Here is a 15,684-nt window from a genome sequence, read left to right on the forward strand (position 1 = left end):
TGGGTCATGCTGTGACGGTCGTTGAGTGCCGGACGGGTGTGTGTTTGCGGCTGAGTACCGCCGCGAGTGCGATCAGGACGACGGCGACCACCGCTGCGACCAGGGCATCTCCACCGGTGGAGCGGTAGCTGTCGGTCATTGCCAGGAACGCCGGGACGGTGCACGTCGGCTGGCTGAGCAGGACGACCGCCCAGCCGGTGAATCGGGTCAGCTGCTGCTTGCCCAGGCCGAGGACCAGGAAGAACAGTGTCCAGAGCAGGGCCCAGCAGAGCCAGATGACGCCGAACACCGGGTCGCTGCCGAAGCTCGTGCCCGCGTAGACGAGCGCGGCGGCGGCCACGAACAGTGAGAACCAGCCGATGCCCTCCGGCTCGAGCCCGGCCAGGTTGACGATGCCGACGTAGAGGTAGGTGAAGCCGAACAGGAACAGCCCCGACGCCCCGAAGATCGCGGCGTGGTCGTCCCCGGCCTGGATGATCAGCACGACCGGGGTGACGCACTGCAGCGCCCCGACGAACAGGTTGAACACGCCGGCCGACCGCGCCGGCACATATCCGAGCAACATCAACCCGTTGATCAACAGCACCGCCCCCACGTAGAGCAGTCCCACGTTGTTCATGTCGAGCCTCCCGTTCCAGCCTCGTTGCTGGCGGTGCCCATTAGCACCGTCTGGAATATCTCCAGATGAAACTAAAAGGTCAGAGCGCCCTACGTCAAGCACCACGAGGACCCCGAGGCTGTGCAGCTCCCATTACGTGCAGCCCCGTGGTTGCGACCAAGGCATCTCGGCTTCGCCGTCGACTCGTGAGTGGCAAGGGCGCCTATAGGCGCCCGGATCACTCACGACGAAAAGCGTGTCGTGAGCGCCCCGAGCGCCTACGCCTTCGGCGCCGCTTCGCGGTAGGCGCCCTTGCCGCTCACGGGGGAGGGCTACAGGCGGGTGATCACGTCGAAGTCGACGCCGTCGGCTGTGGCCAGGTAGACGTGCTGGGCGGCCTGGGAGCCCTGGAACTCGACCGTTCCTCTGGGGCCGTGGTAAGCCAAGCCGTCTATCGCGGCGTTCATTCCGGGAAGTTCGTCGGTGCCGGCTCGGCCGGCCACCTTGGCGATCGTGTGCATGCCCTCGTAGCAGGACTCGGCCATGTTGTTCAGCGGCGGCGCGACCGTTCCGTGCATGGCCACGTACCTGCTGACCAGCTCCAACGCGTCGGCCGTGACGAGTGAACGGAAGTAGCCCGCGGAGACGAACAGGTTCTTGGTGGCGGCGTCGCCGCTGGCCAGCAACATGTTCTCCTCCATGAGCGGGCTGAACCGCAGCATCCGCTCGTGCAGCCCGAGCGCGCCGAAGCGCCGGTTGAAGTCGACGGCGTCCTGACCGACGAGCAGCATCAGCACGCCGTCGCAGCGGGACGCGGCGACTCGTTGGACCAGCTGGTCCATCCGTCCGGAGCCGAGCTGGACGAACGCCTCGTCGACGATGCTCAGTCCCAGCTCGCGTGCGTACCGGCGCACGGCGAGCGAGCTGCCGCGCGGCCACACGTAGTCGTCGCCGACCACGAACCAGCGCCGGGCGCCCCGGTTGCGCAGCAGCCAGCTCAGCGCTGGGCGGATCTGGTCCCTGGGGACCTCGCCGGAGCAGTAGATGCCCGGACGGCGTTCGCCGCCCTCGTACAACGACGTGTAGACGTACGGCACCCGGCCGGCGACCACCGGGGCCAGTGCGTTGCGCACCGAGGACAGGTGCCAGCCGCACACGGCGTCGACCTGGTTCGCATCGACCAGTCTGCGGATCTCGGCGGCGACCAGGTGCGGCGCGGCACCGCCGTCCACGACCTCGATCGTGACCTCCCGGCCGAGGATGCCGCCCGCCGCATTGAGCTCGTGCGCGGCGAGCTCGCTGATCGCCTCGCAGGACGGGCCGAACAGCCCGGCCGGCCCCTGCAGCGGGATGACCATCGCGACTCGCCAGGTAGCGACGTCGGCCACGTCACCACCTCCACGTTCGCTTATCTTCAGATGGAAGTATTACTATCGAGGGGCTTGCCGGCAGAGTAGCAAGGGGAGCGCGGGGGTGGAAGACGATGCAGGCCGAACCGACCACTGAGACCAACCTGGTTCGTGCGCTGGTGCGCGCGACGCGGGCGGTCACGACGCACCTCGAACCGACGCTGCGCGACGCCGGTCTGACGCTCGACCAGTGGCTGGCGATCGACGCGCTGCACCAGGCGGGCGGCTTGACCATGTCCGAGCTGGCGACGGCAACAGCGGTGACCGGCCCGACCCTGACCCGTGTGGTGGACCGGCTGGTCATGACGGCGGTCGTGTTCCGCGAGGTCGACGCGGCCGACCGCAGGAAGGTCCGGGTCTACCTGGCCCCGCGGGGCCGGACCACCCACCGGAAGCTGTCCCCGAAACTGGCGGCCGCCGAGCGCGACCTGCTGGCGGCAGCGGGCGCCCCACCCTCCCTCACTCACCTACTCGCCAAGATCACCACCGCCTGAGGGCTGTTCTCGGGCGAAAAAACAGCCCTCAGGCGGTGGTGATCTTGTTAGTGGAGTGCGCGGCGGATGTCGGCGAGGATTCGGCCGGGGCGGAGGTACACGTCGCGGGCGTAGTAGCGGTAGATGCGCCAGCCGAGGTCGGCCAGGCGAGTGGCTCGGTCGCCGTCGCTGATGACGCGTTGGTCGGTGAAGTGGTCCGATCCGTCGTACTCGATGGCGACCAGTCGATCCGGGTAGGCGAGGTCGATCCGGGCCACGAACCTGCCGAGGGCGTCCAGAACGGTGTGTTGCACCGCTGGGCGGGGGAGCCCGGCGAGAACGAGCAGCATCCGTAGCCGTGACTCCATCGGTGACTCGGCCGCGGGCTCGGACAGCCGGATCACCTCCGGCAGGCGCAGCGTGCCCCGAGCGCCCGGGTACCGATCCGCCAGATGGAGGACGGCGGACGGCGTGAAGCCGCCACCTCTGGCGAGCGCGTCCACCGCTACCACCGATTCGACCAGTGACTCGCGTCGGCCCAGGTCATAGGCGGTGCGCAGCGCTGTGGTCAGTTCAACGCCGTCGAGCGTGCGGAACTCGTCGAACTCGAGCGCCGCCTGATGGATGAGCAGGCCGGAGGGCGGCCTGGCGTGCGCCGCCCACCAGGTCAGCTCGGCGGGGGCATGGTCGGGCGCGCACCCGGCGCCGAGCAGCTCAGCCGCCGAGTAGCCGGACAGAACGCCCTGCTTCTTCGACCACAGGTAGGCGGCATTGGATCGCACCGTCAGGTCGAGTGCGAGTTCGGCGGGCGCGTACACGTCCGGGAACACGCGCTGATAGCGCGGCCCGCGCAACACACCGCGACTCAGCTGGCCGGCGGCAATGGCCTCGCTACCTAGGAAAACCGGGCTCACCATGGCCCCACCCTGGCGTCCACCGCCCGTTCCCGAGCCCCGATCACCCACTCTGTTCGCGATCGACAACAACCCCATGATCATCACCGCCTGAGGGCTGTTTTCCCGGCCGAAAAGAGCCTTCAGACGGTGATGATCATGGGGTGCTGTAGAGGGAGTTGATTTCGGGGGTGTAGCGGGCGTGGACGCCCCTGCGCTTGAGTTTCGCCGTAGGGGTGAGGAGGTCCGTGTCGGGGAGCCAGAGGTCGCCGAGGACCAGGTGGGACCTGATCCGCTCCGCCGGCGCCAGGGTCTCGTTCACCCTGGCCAGGGCGGCGCTCACCTCGGAGGCGATCTCGGGGGTTCGCGCCAGCTCGGGCAGGGACAGACCGTCCAGGCCTCGGACCCGGGCCCACTGGCCGGCCATGTCGGGGTCCAGGACCAGCAGGATCGCGATGTACGGGCGGCCGTCGCCCACCGCGCAGGCCTGACCGATCAGCGGGCACTCGGTCTTGACGCCGTTCTCCAGCAGCACCGGGCTGACCTTGTGCCCGGACTGCGGCACCAGGATCTCCTTCTTGCGGTCCACGATCGACAGGTTGCCGTCGTCGTCCCATCTGCCCAGGTCACCGGTGCGGTACCAGCCGTCGGGGGTGAGCGCCTCACGGGTTCGCTCCGGGTCGTGCAGATAGCCGGCGAACACGCTCGGGGCGCGGACCAGCACCTCGCCGTCGTCGGCCAGCCGCATCTCCAGACCGGGCAGCGGCTTGCCGGACGTGCCGAACACGATGTGGTGCGGGTCCCAGGACATGAACCCGGACGTCTCCGACGACCCGTACACATCGGAGATCTTGACGCCGCAGGACACGAAGAACCGCAGCGTCTCCGGGGCGAGCGGCGCGGCGCCGGAGATCGCCATCACCACCTCGTCCAGGCCGAGGCGCGACAGCACCGGCGAGATCACCGATGCGCGCGCCGAGGCCCATCGCCCGGCCAGGTCCTCGGGTACCGGCAGCCCGGCGTTGGTCAGTTCGTGCACCCGCCAGCCGAGATCCAGCGCCTCGTCGAAAGCGCGTCGCCGCGACGGCGCCGCGAGCAGCGAGGCCTCCACTCCGGCACGCAGCTTCTCCCAGAAGCGGGGCGCGCAGAACCACCACTGCGGCCGCACCCGCGCCATCATCGCCGGCAGGTCCGCCAGGTTCGCGCAGGTGGAGACCACCGTCGCGCCCAGCAGGTGGTAGTAGTGGGTGATCTGCCGCTCGCCGATGTGCGCCATCGGCAGGTAGGACAGTTGCCGCAGGCCCGCCATCGACAGCTTCATCATGCTGAAGTGCACGTTCATCGCGTAACAGATGTTGCGATGGCTCAGCACGACGCCCTTCGGTGCGCCCGTGGTGCCGGACGTGTAGATCACCGTCGCGGCGTCCTCGGGGTCGACGTCCACCGCGGTCAGGTCCAGCGGCGGACCGTCACACAGCGCGGCCAGGCTGATGACCCCATCGGGGAGCGTGAGCGGGCCCGGCTCGATGACCACGATCCGCCGCAGCGTCGGCAGCCGGTCGCGGACCGCGAGGACCCGCTCCAGGAACGCGACGTCCTCGACCACGATCATCGCCGCGCGGCTGTGCCCGAGCACGTACGCGATCTGCTCCGGCGGCGCGGAGTTGTACAGCGAGAACGGCGTGCCACCGGCGAACAGGGTGCCCACGTCGACGAAGTGGAACTCCGGCCGGTTGCGGCACAGGATCGCCACGAACTCGCCGCGGTCCAGTCCTTCCCGCCGCAGACCCGCGCTGATCAGCGCGACCTGGCGGGCGTAGTCGGACCACGTGTGGGAGGTCCACTCGTCGGGCCCGGAAGGCACGCGCAGTGACACGTCGGACGGACGTTCATTCACCACTCGGAGGAACTCCGAGCACAGCGTCCGGCCGTGGGTCTGACGCTCGAACTCACGCCGCGCCTGGAGGACATCGGCCTGCGAGGGGTGCGCCGGATGCGTCATTGCACCGTCCGATCGAAGAGAGTGACTGCTCGAACTTTTAGCACATCCTTGCTGGACACACGAGCCTTCGATGCGCTCGTTCGGTAGCAAGTACTTGCTACCTTGTTGGCTGGGTCGTAGCGTACTGTGCGCCGCACCACAGGATGGAGGCTCCCGCCCATGACGACGTTCGACACACCTCCCAGCACGCAGGCTCGGTCGACCGGGCCGACGGTCCAGGAGGTCCTCGGCGCCGAGGCCGAACGGCAGGTCGTTCCGAGCGCACTGCTGATCGAGTCCGCCGCCGACTTCGGCGTCGCGGACCTGCCCAAGGAGCGTTACCTCGACAAGGCCTACCACGACCGCGAAGTGGCGAAGATGTGGAGCAAGGTCTGGCAGATGGCGTGCCGGGAGGAGGACATCCCGAACGTCGGCGACTCGATCAACTACGAGATCGTCGACGAGTCGATCATCGTGGTGCGCACCGGTCCGACCGAGTTCAAGGCCTACGTCAACAGCTGCCTGCACCGGGGCACCCAGCTGATCCGGGGCAAGCAGAGCGTGCAGAGCTTCAGCTGCCCGTTCCACGGCTGGTCGTGGAACCTCGACGGCACGATGCGCAACCTGCCGTGCCAGTGGGACTTCCCGCAGCTCGACAAGTCGACGATGTCACTGCCCGAGGTGAAGGTCGACACCTGGGACGGCTGGGTGTTCATCAACCTCGACCCGGACTCCGGCACCCTGCCGGAATACCTCGGCCAGATCCTGCCCGCGCACTTCGAGCAGATGCCGCTGAAGAGCCGGTTCAAGGCCGCGCACGTGCAGGCCAGGGTGCCGGCGAACTGGAAGGCCACGATGGAGGCCTTCATCGAGAGCTACCACGTGTTCATCACGCACCCGCAGATCGTCAGCATCACCGGCGACCACAACACCCAGTACGACGTGTTCGACCAGCACAGCAACCGCATGGTCACGCTCATCGCGGTGCCCAGTCCGAGCCTCGGCGACAGCGTCGACGACGAGGAGATCGTCGAGACCTACGCGGAGTTCCTCGGCAGCAACGAGCCCACCGAGATCCCGGAGGGCAAGACCGCGCGGGACGTCGCCTCGGAGATCCACCGCACCGAGTTCACCAAGCTCTACGGCGTGGACATGAGCAAGATGTCCAACACCGAGTTGATCGACGCGATCGAGTACGCGCTGTTCCCGAACTTCATCCCGTGGGCGGGTGACGGCTTCCCGATCGTCTACCGCTTCCGCCCGGACGGCGACAACCACCAGGCCTGCATCGTCGACGTCATGCTCATGGGGATGTGTCCGGAGGGCATCGACCCGCCGACCGCGGCTGTGCACTGGCTGGACGCGGCGCCGGGTTCGGACTCGCCGGACTGGACGACCGCGCCCGAGCTGGGGCCGCTCGGCGCGATCCTCAACCAGGACATGGCCAACCTGTCCCGGGTGCAGCGTGGGCTGCGCGCGAGCAAGAAGGACGTGACGTTCTCGGCGTACCAGGAGTCCCGGATCCGGCACTTCGCCCACATTCTCGACCGGTACCTGGAGGCCTGATGAGCATCGTCGACGCGGACACCTACGACCCGGCCGACTATGACCCGCGTTCTCCGGAGGTCAAGCAGAACATCGAGCAGCACTTCGAGCAGCTGCGTGCGAAGTGCCCGGTGCACCACCACAAGTTCTCCGGCGACGAGCTGGCCGAGCTGAACGACAACCCGTACGTCAACGGGCCGGTCACCGACCTGTACTCGTTCATGAAGCACGCCGACGTCGTCGAGATCCTGCAGAACCCGGACCGGTTCCTGTCCATCGAGGGCGCGGGACCGGAGCGGATGAAGCCGGTCGAGGGCACCGGCATGCTGGTCTGGTCGGACGGCGACGCGCACCGGCGCAGCCGCAAGATCTGCCTGCCCGCGTTCTCCCCGAAGAACATCGCGCCGCTCGCGCCGATGCTGCAGACCCGCATCGACGAGCTGATCGACGGATTCGCCGACAAGGGTGAGATCGACCTGGTCAGCGACTTCACCCTGCCGGTGACCAGCGGCATGATCGCGCACCTGATCGGCCTGCCGGTCGAGCGTGCACCGGAGATCCTGGAGTGGGGCTTCGCCATCATCTCCACGTTCGGCGGTGACGACGACGCCTACCAGAAGGGCCTGTGGGCGCTCGGCAAGATGGGCGAGTTCCTCGCCGAGGTGGGGCCTGACCGGGCGCGGCGCCTTGCCGAGGGCGAGGACCTGCACGACGCGGTCACCCACGTGCTGACCTCGACCGACGACAACGGCTCGCACTTCAGTCCCGAGGAGGCCGTCGTCGCGCTGTCGCAGTTCCTCGGCGCCGGCATCGAGTCGAGCGCGACGTCCATGGCCAACGGCATCTACCTGTTGTGTACCAATCCGGACGAGCGGCGCAAGCTGGAGGAGAACCCGGCGCTGATCGGCACCGCGGTCGAGGAGATCCTGCGTTACATGGCACCGATCGAGGGAACGTGCCGGACCACCGCGACCGACATGGAGTTCGCCGGGCACACGTTCAAGGCCGGGCAGAAGATCCGCCCGGTGTACGCCTCGGCGAACATGGACGAGGACGCGTTCGAGGACCCCAAGCGGTTCAAGATCGACCGCGAGCGCTCCGAGCTGCGTAAACACGTCGCCTTCGGTGCGGGTGTGCATTCCTGCCTGGGCGCCGCACTGGCCCGTCAGGAGCTCAAGCTGGCGATCGGCACGCTGCTGCGCCGCATCCCGACCCTGGAGCTGCACCCGGACAGGAAGCCGACGCGGAACCCGATCTTCCTGGTGCACGGCTTCGACAGCTTGCCGGTCCGGTGGGATCCTGCGACGGTCCTGCCCGCCGTGGACCCGGAGAAAGCGGCGCAAGCCGCGCTCGGAGGCTCGTGATGACCGACAGCTGGGACGTCCTCAACGACCCGAGCGACCCCGGACTGCACTGGACGACCGGCAACATCGGTGAGGCGGTGCCCGGCGTTCAGACCCCGCTGAGCTGGAGTCTGTGGGGCACGACGATCGAGGAGGGCATGCGGCTGAGCATGCGCGACATGGGCGCGTTCAGCCACGCCGAGTCGCAGCTGCCGCCGAAAGGTCGTCAGCTGTGCCAGGTGTTCTACGGCAGAGGCGCGCTGTCGGTCGAGCTGCTGGCCCGCCTCGGTGACCGCATGCCCGGCACGACCGGCCAGCAGGTGGCGACCGGCGTGTACGGCGAGGCGCCGGAGACGATCGACTACCGGCCGACGAAGAGGCGCTATCCGGTCGTCGCGGCGGCGGTGCCGTACCAGATGGCGCGTATCGCGAAGCGGCTGCACGCGGCCCGCGCGGAGAGCGAGCGGCTGTGGCCGGCGCAGACCGGCGGTGCCGCGTCGATGGACCTCGCCGAGTCGTTGCGGGTCTTCTCCGAGGCCACCGCGAGGTTCAAACGGTGCGTCTACCTTCAGTCACTCGCACTGTTCTGCGCCGTGCAGCCGATGTACGACGCGCTGACGAAGCTCACTCAGAAAACCGGCGTCGGTGACCCGACGTCGCTGGCCAGCGGCTACGGCGGCGTCCCGGAGACCGAGGTCGTCGCCGACCTGTGGCGCACCTCGCGCGGTGAGATCGAGCTGGCCGAGGTCGTGCGCAAGCACGGGTTCCACGGCCCGTCCGAGGGCGAGCTGTCCGGCCGGGTATGGCGCGAGGACGACAGCCCGCTGCGCCGCCTGGTCAACGACTACGCCAACCGCCCCGACGACGCCGACCCACGCCTGCGCGACGCCGCCCGGCGCGACGAACGGCTGCGGCTGGAGAAGGAGCTCCTGGACGCCGTCCCGTCGGTCCAGCGGCCCGCGGTCAAGCTGCTGCTGCGCCGGGCCGAGGTCAGCATCCCGCTGCGCGGTGTGTCGAAGACGGCGTTCCTGCAGGCCTTCGACGTGGTGCGGGCGACGGCCCGGCGGGCCGGAGACCTGCTCACCGACCAGGGCGTGCTGGCCGACCCCGGCGACGTGTTCTTCCTGACCGACACCGAGCTGCTCGGCGGCCCGACGGCGGACATCCAGGAGGTCGTGACGCTGCGCCGGGGCCGGCACGCCGAGTACCTGACGATGCGGCTGCCCGAACACTGGGTCGGGACCCCCGAGCCGATCCTGCTGGAACCGCTGAACGACAGCAGCGAACGTGTCCGCTCGATCACCGGCGTCGGTGTGAGCGCGGGCGTGGTCGAGGGCCTCGCCAGGGTGGTCACCGATCCGGACTTCGAGGACGTCGAGTCGGACGAGATCCTGGTCGCCTCGACGACCGACCCGAGCTGGTCGTCGATCATGTTCATCTCATCGGCGCTGGTCGTGGACATCGGCGGCGCGCTGTCGCACGCCGCGGTGGTGGCCCGTGAGCTGGGCATACCGTGTGTGGTCAACACTCGGGACGGCAGCCGCAAGCTGCGCACCGGCGACCTGATCAGGGTCGACGGCAACGCCGGGACGGTGGAGATCCTGAAACCGGTCGCGGACGCGCAGGTGCCGGCGGAGGCCTGAGCCGTCCGCCACCTGGAACGCCGACCCGCCTGCTCCGACCAGCTCGTCAGGGGCCGCGGAGGGCCTCGAACGCGGTACGTGCGGCCGCGCCGATGGCCAGGTCGACGTCGTGGGTCACGGTCGCCCGCCGGGTCGATCGGGTGAGTGCGGCGATCGCCACCCGGTCGCCCGAGTCGGCGGTCACGACACCGATCTCGTGGCGGAGGTTGAGGAAGGTGCCGGTCTTCCCGCTCACCCTGACCGTGTCGGTGCGCAGGTCGCTGGACAGACGGTTGGTGAACACCTGTAGACCCATCAGCCTGCGCAGCTCGGCGGTCGCCCCTGGTACCGAGATGTCGTCGAGCCAGATGCGCTCCAGCAGCTCGACCAGCGCGGCCGCGCTGGCGACGTTGCTGTGCTCGGGGTCGAGCGTCTCGATCACGTGATGACCCGAGGCGTCCGACTGGATGGCCAGGTCCAGCGCCAGGCCGAAATCGGTGCCTGCCACGCCGACCGCGCACTCGTACATCCGGTGCATCCGGTGCCGGAACCGGATGCCGGGACACCCCCAGTCGCGCAGGCTGCGCTGGATGCCGTCGACGCCGAGCAGGTCGACGAGCGTGTCGGCCGAGGCGTTGTCGCTCACCGACAGCATCTGATGGACGAGGTCGGCGACGGCCACCGTCGTCGGATAGCGGTACGCGGCGATGCCGGTGGGGCCGAAGCTCTTGCCCTCGGGAGCGATCGTGATCTGCAGACCCGGGTCCAGATCGCCGGCCGCGATGCGGTCGAGCACGGCCAGCGCGATCGGGACCTTCGCCACCGACGCGAGCGGCACCGGCGTGTGCACATCGAACCCGAGCTGGTCGCCGGTCTCCAGGTGCCGGGCGAGCAGATGGCCCCGGACCCCGAGCCGTGCCCAGTCGGCGGCGATCGTCTCGGCGACGGTGAACAGCTCCGGCGCGCTCGCCAGGTAGTTCGGTGTCATCCGCGCACCGCCAGCCGGGTGCTGAGGTCCTCGGCGTCGCGGGGCGGTGGGGCGCCGACCGCGGCCGCGAGTGGGCCGAGCAACCAGCCGAAACCGTCCGGTTCGAGCTGATAACGCCTCGGTGGCGCACCTGCCGTCAGCGGGGCCCAGGCCAGCTGGTGGCGCCGCGCGAGCTGTTCGGGACACAGCAGGAACCCGGTCCCGGCGATCGTCTCGGCGAGCGCGGTCGCCGTCGAGGACGAGACCAGTACCCGACCTTCCGGGAGCCCCGCCCTGGCCGCGGCGCGGCGCAGCGCAGCGACGACCTGGGGGAGGTCGTCCTCGGGCATGACCAGCAGGGGCGGCTCGTCGACCCGGGCGGCGCGGCGTCGGGGACGCAGGTTCTCCAGATGGACGGAGCGCCCCAGCGGCTCGGCCGAGGCCAGCCCGAGCGGGACCTCCAGTGCCGCCGTGTCCGGTGCCGCCCGGACGAGAGCGAGGGTGAGCGTCCCGTCCGCGAGGGCGGCGTCGCGGGCCTGCGCGGCCAGCTCACGAATGCTGACCACCAGGCCGTGTTCGGCGGCGGCACGGATGACGTGGGCGAGCGCGGCCGGATCGCAGTCGGGTGGCACGCCGAGCACCCGAACGGTGGACGCCAGCGCCGACTGCGCGACCGCGCGCAGCTGCTCCGCCCGGCGCACCAGGTCCCGCGCGTGCGGCAACAGCAGTGTGCCGAACGCGGTGATCTCGATCTGCCGCCTCGACCGGTCGAACAGCTCGCCGCCGAGCGACTCCTCCAGCGTCCGGATCCGGCGGCTGAGCAGTGGCTGCGCGATGCCCAGCTCGTCGGCCGCCCGCGAGAAGCTGTTCTCGTCCGCGACGGCGGCGAACGTCTCGAGGTGCAGGATCAGGTCCACTCGCAACTCATATCAGGAATACATAGGACGTTCAATGTCGCCTATTGGACATGAGTTGAGGTCGCCTGATTGCCTCTCCGCATGTCCACCTCCCGCCGCTCACTGCTGAAAGCCGGTCTCGTCGTCTCGGCGACCGGACTACTCACGACCGCCGGATGCGCGAACGCGGCTCCGCCTCCACCACCTCCGCCGTCGCCCCGCCCGCCGGCTGACATGGCCGGCAGATTCCAGGACCTGGAGCGACGGCACGGCGCGCGACTGGGTGTCTACGGGCAGAACACGCGCACCGGCGAGACCGTCGCGTACCGCGGCGGCGAACGGTTCGCACTGTGCTCCGTGCTCAAGGGCCTGCTCGCCGCCCACGTGCTGCGCGACCACGACCGCGCCGGGGAGTTCCTCGCCCGCGTGATCCCGTACACCAGGGCCGAGCTGACGGCGGCGTCGCCGGTCACCGAGAACTTCGTGGGCGCCGGCATGGCGGTCCGCGATCTCTGCGCGGCGGCGATCATCTACAGCGACAACGCGGCCTGCAACCTGCTGCTACGCGAGACCGGCGGCCCGCCCGCGCTCACCACGTTCATGCGCTCGATCGGTGACGAGCACACGCGGCTGGACCGGATCGAGCCGGACATGAGCTCGTCGATTCCCGGCGACCTGCGCGACACCACGACGCCGGAGGCGATCGGCCGTTCCTACCAGCGGCTCGTCCTCGGCGACGCACTCGACCCTGGCGACCGCGACCTGCTGACGATGTGGCTGAAGACCACCGCGACCAGCGGCAAACGCTTCCGCGCCGGGCTACCCACGGACTGGGTGATCGGCGACAAGACCGGCACCGGCGACTACGGCACGGCCAACGACATCGGCATCGTGTGGACCTCGAAGGGAACCCCGCTCGTGCTGTCGGTCATGACCACCCACGACGCCGGCAAGGACACCGCGATCGACGAGAACCTGATCGTCGAGGCGACCCGCCTGCTCCAGCAGACGCTCGCGCCCGAGGGCTAGCGGAACTCGCCCGCCCGGATGGCGGTCAGGAAGGATTGCCATTCGATCGAGCGGAAGCGGTCGGCTCAACCTGGCAGGCGAGCAGCCCAGCTCCTGTTCCGCGTCCCGCGGTCCGACGCCCGCTCGCTCACCGACCACCGGCTCTCAGCAGTGAGGCGGATCCGGGACTCTCACCCGGTGGTGATGCCGGCCGTCCGCAGCCAGGCCGGGTCGGTGAGGACGGTGCGGCCGAGCGCGACCACGTCGAACTCCTCACGGTCGAACCGGCGGCGCAGTTCGTCGGCCCAGTCGTCGGAGTCGGGGTGTGGATCGCCCTGCATGGTCGTGGCCAGACCGACGGAGCCGACCGTGACCGTGGGCAGACCGGTGAGCTTCTTCGTCCAGCCGGCCAGGCCGCGGCCGCCGTCCTCGCCGGGCTGGTCGGGGAAGGCAGGTGTCCAGAAGCGGCGGGTGGAGGCGTGCATGATGTCGACACCGGCGTCGACCAGCGGGGTCAGCAGCTCGGCGAGCTCACCCGGGTTGCGCGCGAGCGTGGCGGTGTAGTCCTCGGCCTTCCACTGCGAGAAGCGGAAGCCGATCGTGAAGTCGGGCCCGGTCGCCGCCCGGACCGCGGCGACCACCTCGGCGGGGAACCGGGCGTTGGCGCCGAGCGAGCCGCCGTAGCCGTCGGTCCGCCGGTTGACCCGGTGCCAGAGGAACTGGTCGAGCAGATAGCCGTGGGCACCGTGGATCTCGACACCGTCGAAGCCCGCGAGCTGTGCGTTGCGCGCCGCGTCGGCGTAGGCACGCGTGATGTCGCCGAGCTCGTCGAGGGTCAGCCCGCGCATGGCCCAGCTGCCCTCGCCCGGGGCGATGGTCGAGGGTCCGACCGCGGTCATGTCGGGGGTCGGTTCCATGGTCAGCCCGTGAGCGCCGGTGTGCCAGATCTGCGCGAGGATCGCCGAGCCCTCGGCGTGGACCGCGTCCACGACGGTGCGCCAGCCGGCCACGCGCGCCTCGCCGCTCAGCCGGGGGACGGAGGTCTCCTGGTCGGTGTCGCGGCCGACCTCGGGATGGTCGATGTAGATGCCCTCGGTGATGATCAGACCGACCTCGGCGGCCGCGCGGGCCCGGTAGTAGGCGGCGCCCTCGGCCGTCGGCGTCCCGCCCGGGGATTTCACACGGGTCATGGGTGCCATGGCGAACCTGTTGCGCAGTCGGAGCGACCCGTGAGTGAACGGTGTGAACAGCCCGGAGCGCGACAGCTGGTCGATGTCGGAGTTCTCGGTCAACGGATGCTCCTTCGGTGAGTAAGCGGAGCAAATGCTCCGCTCCAGCGAAGCTAGCACGGTAGCGGAGCGCTTGCTCCGCTATGCTGAGGTGATGCCAGCCTCACGCAAGGACGCGGTCCTCAACCGTGAGCGGCTGTTGAGCGCGGCCACCACGCTCATCGCCGAACACGGCGCCGAGATCGACGTCCGCGAGATCGCCCGGTGCGCCGGAGTCGGGATGGGCACGCTCTACCGGCACTTCCCGACGAAGCAGGCGCTGCTCGATGCGACGCTGACCCATTCCGTGGCGGAATGGGTCAGCGCGGCCCGAGCGGCGAGGACCGGCGACCCGTGGCCGGACCTGTGCGGCTTCATCGAGGCCTCACTCGAACGACACGCGCGCGACCGCGGCCTCGTGGACTGCTACACACCGCCGAGCATCGAGAGCCGGGCCGTGTGCTGCGACACCGACGTGCGGGCGCTGCTCGCGGAGCTCGTCGAGGCCGCGCGCAGCAACGGAACGCTTCGTGCCGACGCGACCACCGAGGACATCTGGATGCTGCTGATGGCCCTCGGCCAGCTGATCCCGATGGCTCCGCACGGCTGGCGGCGGGCCGCGCGGATCGCGATGGACGGCCTGCGCGCCACCGCCCTGAGTGCCGACGAAAGGTGATCATGTCCGAGCTTGCGACGTTGCTGGCCGAACGCGACATCAGGGCCGCCATGGCCCGCTACTGCCGGGGTATCGACCGGCTCGACGAGGACCTGATCCGCTCGGCGTTCCACCGGGACTCCTACGACAACCACGGCCTCTACCAGGGGGGCGGGTACGAGTTCGCCGCATGGGTCGTGCCGATGCTGCGTCAGGTCTACGTGTCGACCACGCACCTCCTTGGCAACTCGCACATCGAGCTGGCGGGGGCGACGGCTGCCGTGGAGACGTACTTCATCGCCTACCACGTGGTGGCGCAGCCGAGGCAGATGCACGTTCTCAGCGGTCGATACGCGGACCGGTTCGAATGTCGTGACGGCGAGTGGAAGGTTGCGCACCGCACGGTGCTGCTGGACTGGGACGAGATTCGCCCGGTCGACCAGCAGTTCCCCGAGCAGGTTCGCGCCACCTTCGCCCTCGGGCGCAGGGACCGGGACGACCTGAGCTACCAGCTCTGATTTCGGATCAGTACACGCGCGTGGGTCTTCGTCTCGCTGTTTGGGTGGGGTCGAGCCATTTGGGTGGGATGAATTCGGGCCATCCGTCTCGGATGGTGACGGTCCATCCGCTGGTGTGGATCATGCGGTGGTGTTGTTTGCACAGGAGCATGCAGTTGTCGAGGTCGGTCCGGCCGCCGGCGCTCCATTCGATGACGTGGTGGATCTGGCACCAGTGCGGTGGCCGGGTGCAGCCGGGGTGTGCGCAGCCCCGGTCGCGGACGGAGAGCGCTTTACGTAGCCCGGTGGGCGCGGTGCGGGATTCGTATCCGACGTCGATGGGGAGGCTTTTGCCGCCGAGTACGACAGGGGTGATCCCGCAGTCGCAGAGCATGGCGCGTAGGTAGGAGGCGGGGGCTTTGCCGCCGAACTCCAGCTGTGCGCCGCGTGCTTTCTGCTGTAGGTCGTGTTCGGTCATGATGACCGTGACATGAGGCCGGACTCCGCCTTCAGCGGGCAGTCGGCCTTC

15 protein-coding genes are annotated in these 15,684 nt (G+C 69.3%); 7 read left to right on the top strand and 8 right to left on the bottom strand.

The genetic code is table 11. The annotated features are described in order from the left end of the window. Window positions 1-4 precede the first annotated feature (4 nt). On the bottom strand, window positions 5-619 hold the full coding sequence (locus G406_RS0122095; RefSeq protein ID WP_028935467.1) for an AmiS/UreI family transporter: 615 nt from the start codon (window positions 617-619) through the stop codon (window positions 5-7). A gap of 311 nt (window positions 620-930) precedes the next feature. After that, a complete protein-coding gene (locus G406_RS0122100; protein WP_028935468.1) occupies window positions 931-1,986 on the bottom strand; it encodes a substrate-binding domain-containing protein in 1,056 nt (351 codons plus the stop codon). Window positions 1,987-2,081: 95 nt separating this feature from the next. Between G406_RS0122100 and G406_RS48910 the strand changes: the two genes are divergently transcribed. Beyond that, entirely contained in the window at window positions 2,082-2,501 is a 420-nt protein-coding gene (locus tag G406_RS48910) for a MarR family winged helix-turn-helix transcriptional regulator (protein WP_037077922.1), read from the top strand. A gap of 47 nt (window positions 2,502-2,548) precedes the next feature. On the opposite strand, the gene G406_RS0122110 is transcribed toward G406_RS48910, so the two are convergent. Both G406_RS0122110 and G406_RS48915 read right to left on the bottom strand, forming a co-directional pair. Further along, a complete protein-coding gene (locus G406_RS0122110; RefSeq protein ID WP_028935469.1) occupies window positions 2,549-3,397 on the bottom strand; it encodes an endonuclease domain-containing protein in 849 nt (282 codons plus the stop codon). A 133-nt stretch (window positions 3,398-3,530) separates the two neighbouring features. Beyond that, on the bottom strand, window positions 3,531-5,375 hold the full coding sequence (locus G406_RS48915) for an AMP-dependent synthetase/ligase (protein ID WP_051342502.1): 1,845 nt from the start codon (window positions 5,373-5,375) through the stop codon (window positions 3,531-3,533). 159 nt (window positions 5,376-5,534) lie between these two features. On the opposite strand from G406_RS48915, the gene G406_RS0122120 reads away from it, so the two are divergent. The 3 genes from G406_RS0122120 to G406_RS0122130 are packed head-to-tail and all read left to right on the top strand — an operon-like array spanning window position 5,535 to window position 9,885. Then, a complete protein-coding gene (locus G406_RS0122120) occupies window positions 5,535-6,920 on the top strand; it encodes an aromatic ring-hydroxylating oxygenase subunit alpha (protein ID WP_028935470.1) in 1,386 nt (461 codons plus the stop codon). Then, window positions 6,920-8,263, top strand: a complete 1,344-nt coding sequence (locus G406_RS0122125) for a cytochrome P450 (protein WP_028935471.1) — start codon at window positions 6,920-6,922, stop codon at window positions 8,261-8,263. The genes G406_RS0122120 and G406_RS0122125 overlap by 1 nt, the downstream gene beginning before the upstream one ends. Further along, entirely contained in the window at window positions 8,263-9,885 is a 1,623-nt protein-coding gene (locus G406_RS0122130) for a PEP-utilizing enzyme (protein WP_037077924.1), read from the top strand. The genes G406_RS0122125 and G406_RS0122130 overlap by 1 nt, the downstream gene beginning before the upstream one ends. A gap of 46 nt (window positions 9,886-9,931) precedes the next feature. Here the strand turns inward: G406_RS0122130 and G406_RS0122135 are convergent, their stop codons facing one another. Together G406_RS0122135 and G406_RS0122140 are read right to left on the bottom strand one after the other, a co-directional pair. Next, a complete protein-coding gene (locus G406_RS0122135; RefSeq protein ID WP_028935473.1) occupies window positions 9,932-10,852 on the bottom strand; it encodes a serine hydrolase in 921 nt (306 codons plus the stop codon). After that, a complete protein-coding gene (locus G406_RS0122140; protein ID WP_028935474.1) occupies window positions 10,849-11,748 on the bottom strand; it encodes a LysR family transcriptional regulator in 900 nt (299 codons plus the stop codon). The genes G406_RS0122135 and G406_RS0122140 overlap by 4 nt, the downstream gene beginning before the upstream one ends. An 81-nt stretch (window positions 11,749-11,829) precedes the next feature. On the opposite strand from G406_RS0122140, the gene bla reads away from it, so the two are divergent. Next, entirely contained in the window at window positions 11,830-12,756 is a 927-nt protein-coding gene (gene bla, locus G406_RS0122145; protein ID WP_028935475.1) for a class A beta-lactamase, read from the top strand. A 170-nt stretch (window positions 12,757-12,926) separates the two neighbouring features. On the opposite strand, the gene G406_RS0122150 is transcribed toward bla, so the two are convergent. Further along, window positions 12,927-14,027 (bottom strand): oxidoreductase, encoded by a 1,101-nt coding sequence (locus tag G406_RS0122150; protein ID WP_245607189.1) that lies wholly within the window; start codon window positions 14,025-14,027, stop codon window positions 12,927-12,929. 91 nt (window positions 14,028-14,118) lie between these two features. Here G406_RS0122150 and G406_RS0122155 point away from each other — a divergent pair, with 91 nt between their 5' ends. Beyond that, window positions 14,119-14,679: a TetR/AcrR family transcriptional regulator gene (locus G406_RS0122155; protein WP_037077926.1), complete on the top strand. Its 561-nt coding sequence runs from the start codon at window positions 14,119-14,121 to the stop codon at window positions 14,677-14,679. A gap of 2 nt (window positions 14,680-14,681) precedes the next feature. Beyond that, complete coding sequence (locus G406_RS57865) at window positions 14,682-15,176, top strand: nuclear transport factor 2 family protein (protein WP_037077937.1); 495 nt, start codon at window positions 14,682-14,684, stop codon at window positions 15,174-15,176. A 7-nt stretch (window positions 15,177-15,183) separates the two neighbouring features. Here G406_RS57865 and G406_RS0122165 read toward each other — a convergent pair. Then, window positions 15,184-15,684 (bottom strand): HNH endonuclease signature motif containing protein (locus G406_RS0122165; protein ID WP_037077940.1); only part of this gene is annotated, 501 nt, incomplete at its 5' end.

It is taken from the genome of Actinospineispora spinosispora DSM 44797 (assembly GCF_000429025.1).
In the GTDB taxonomy this organism is placed as follows: Bacteria; Actinomycetota; Actinomycetes; order Mycobacteriales; family Pseudonocardiaceae; genus Pseudonocardia; species Pseudonocardia spinosispora.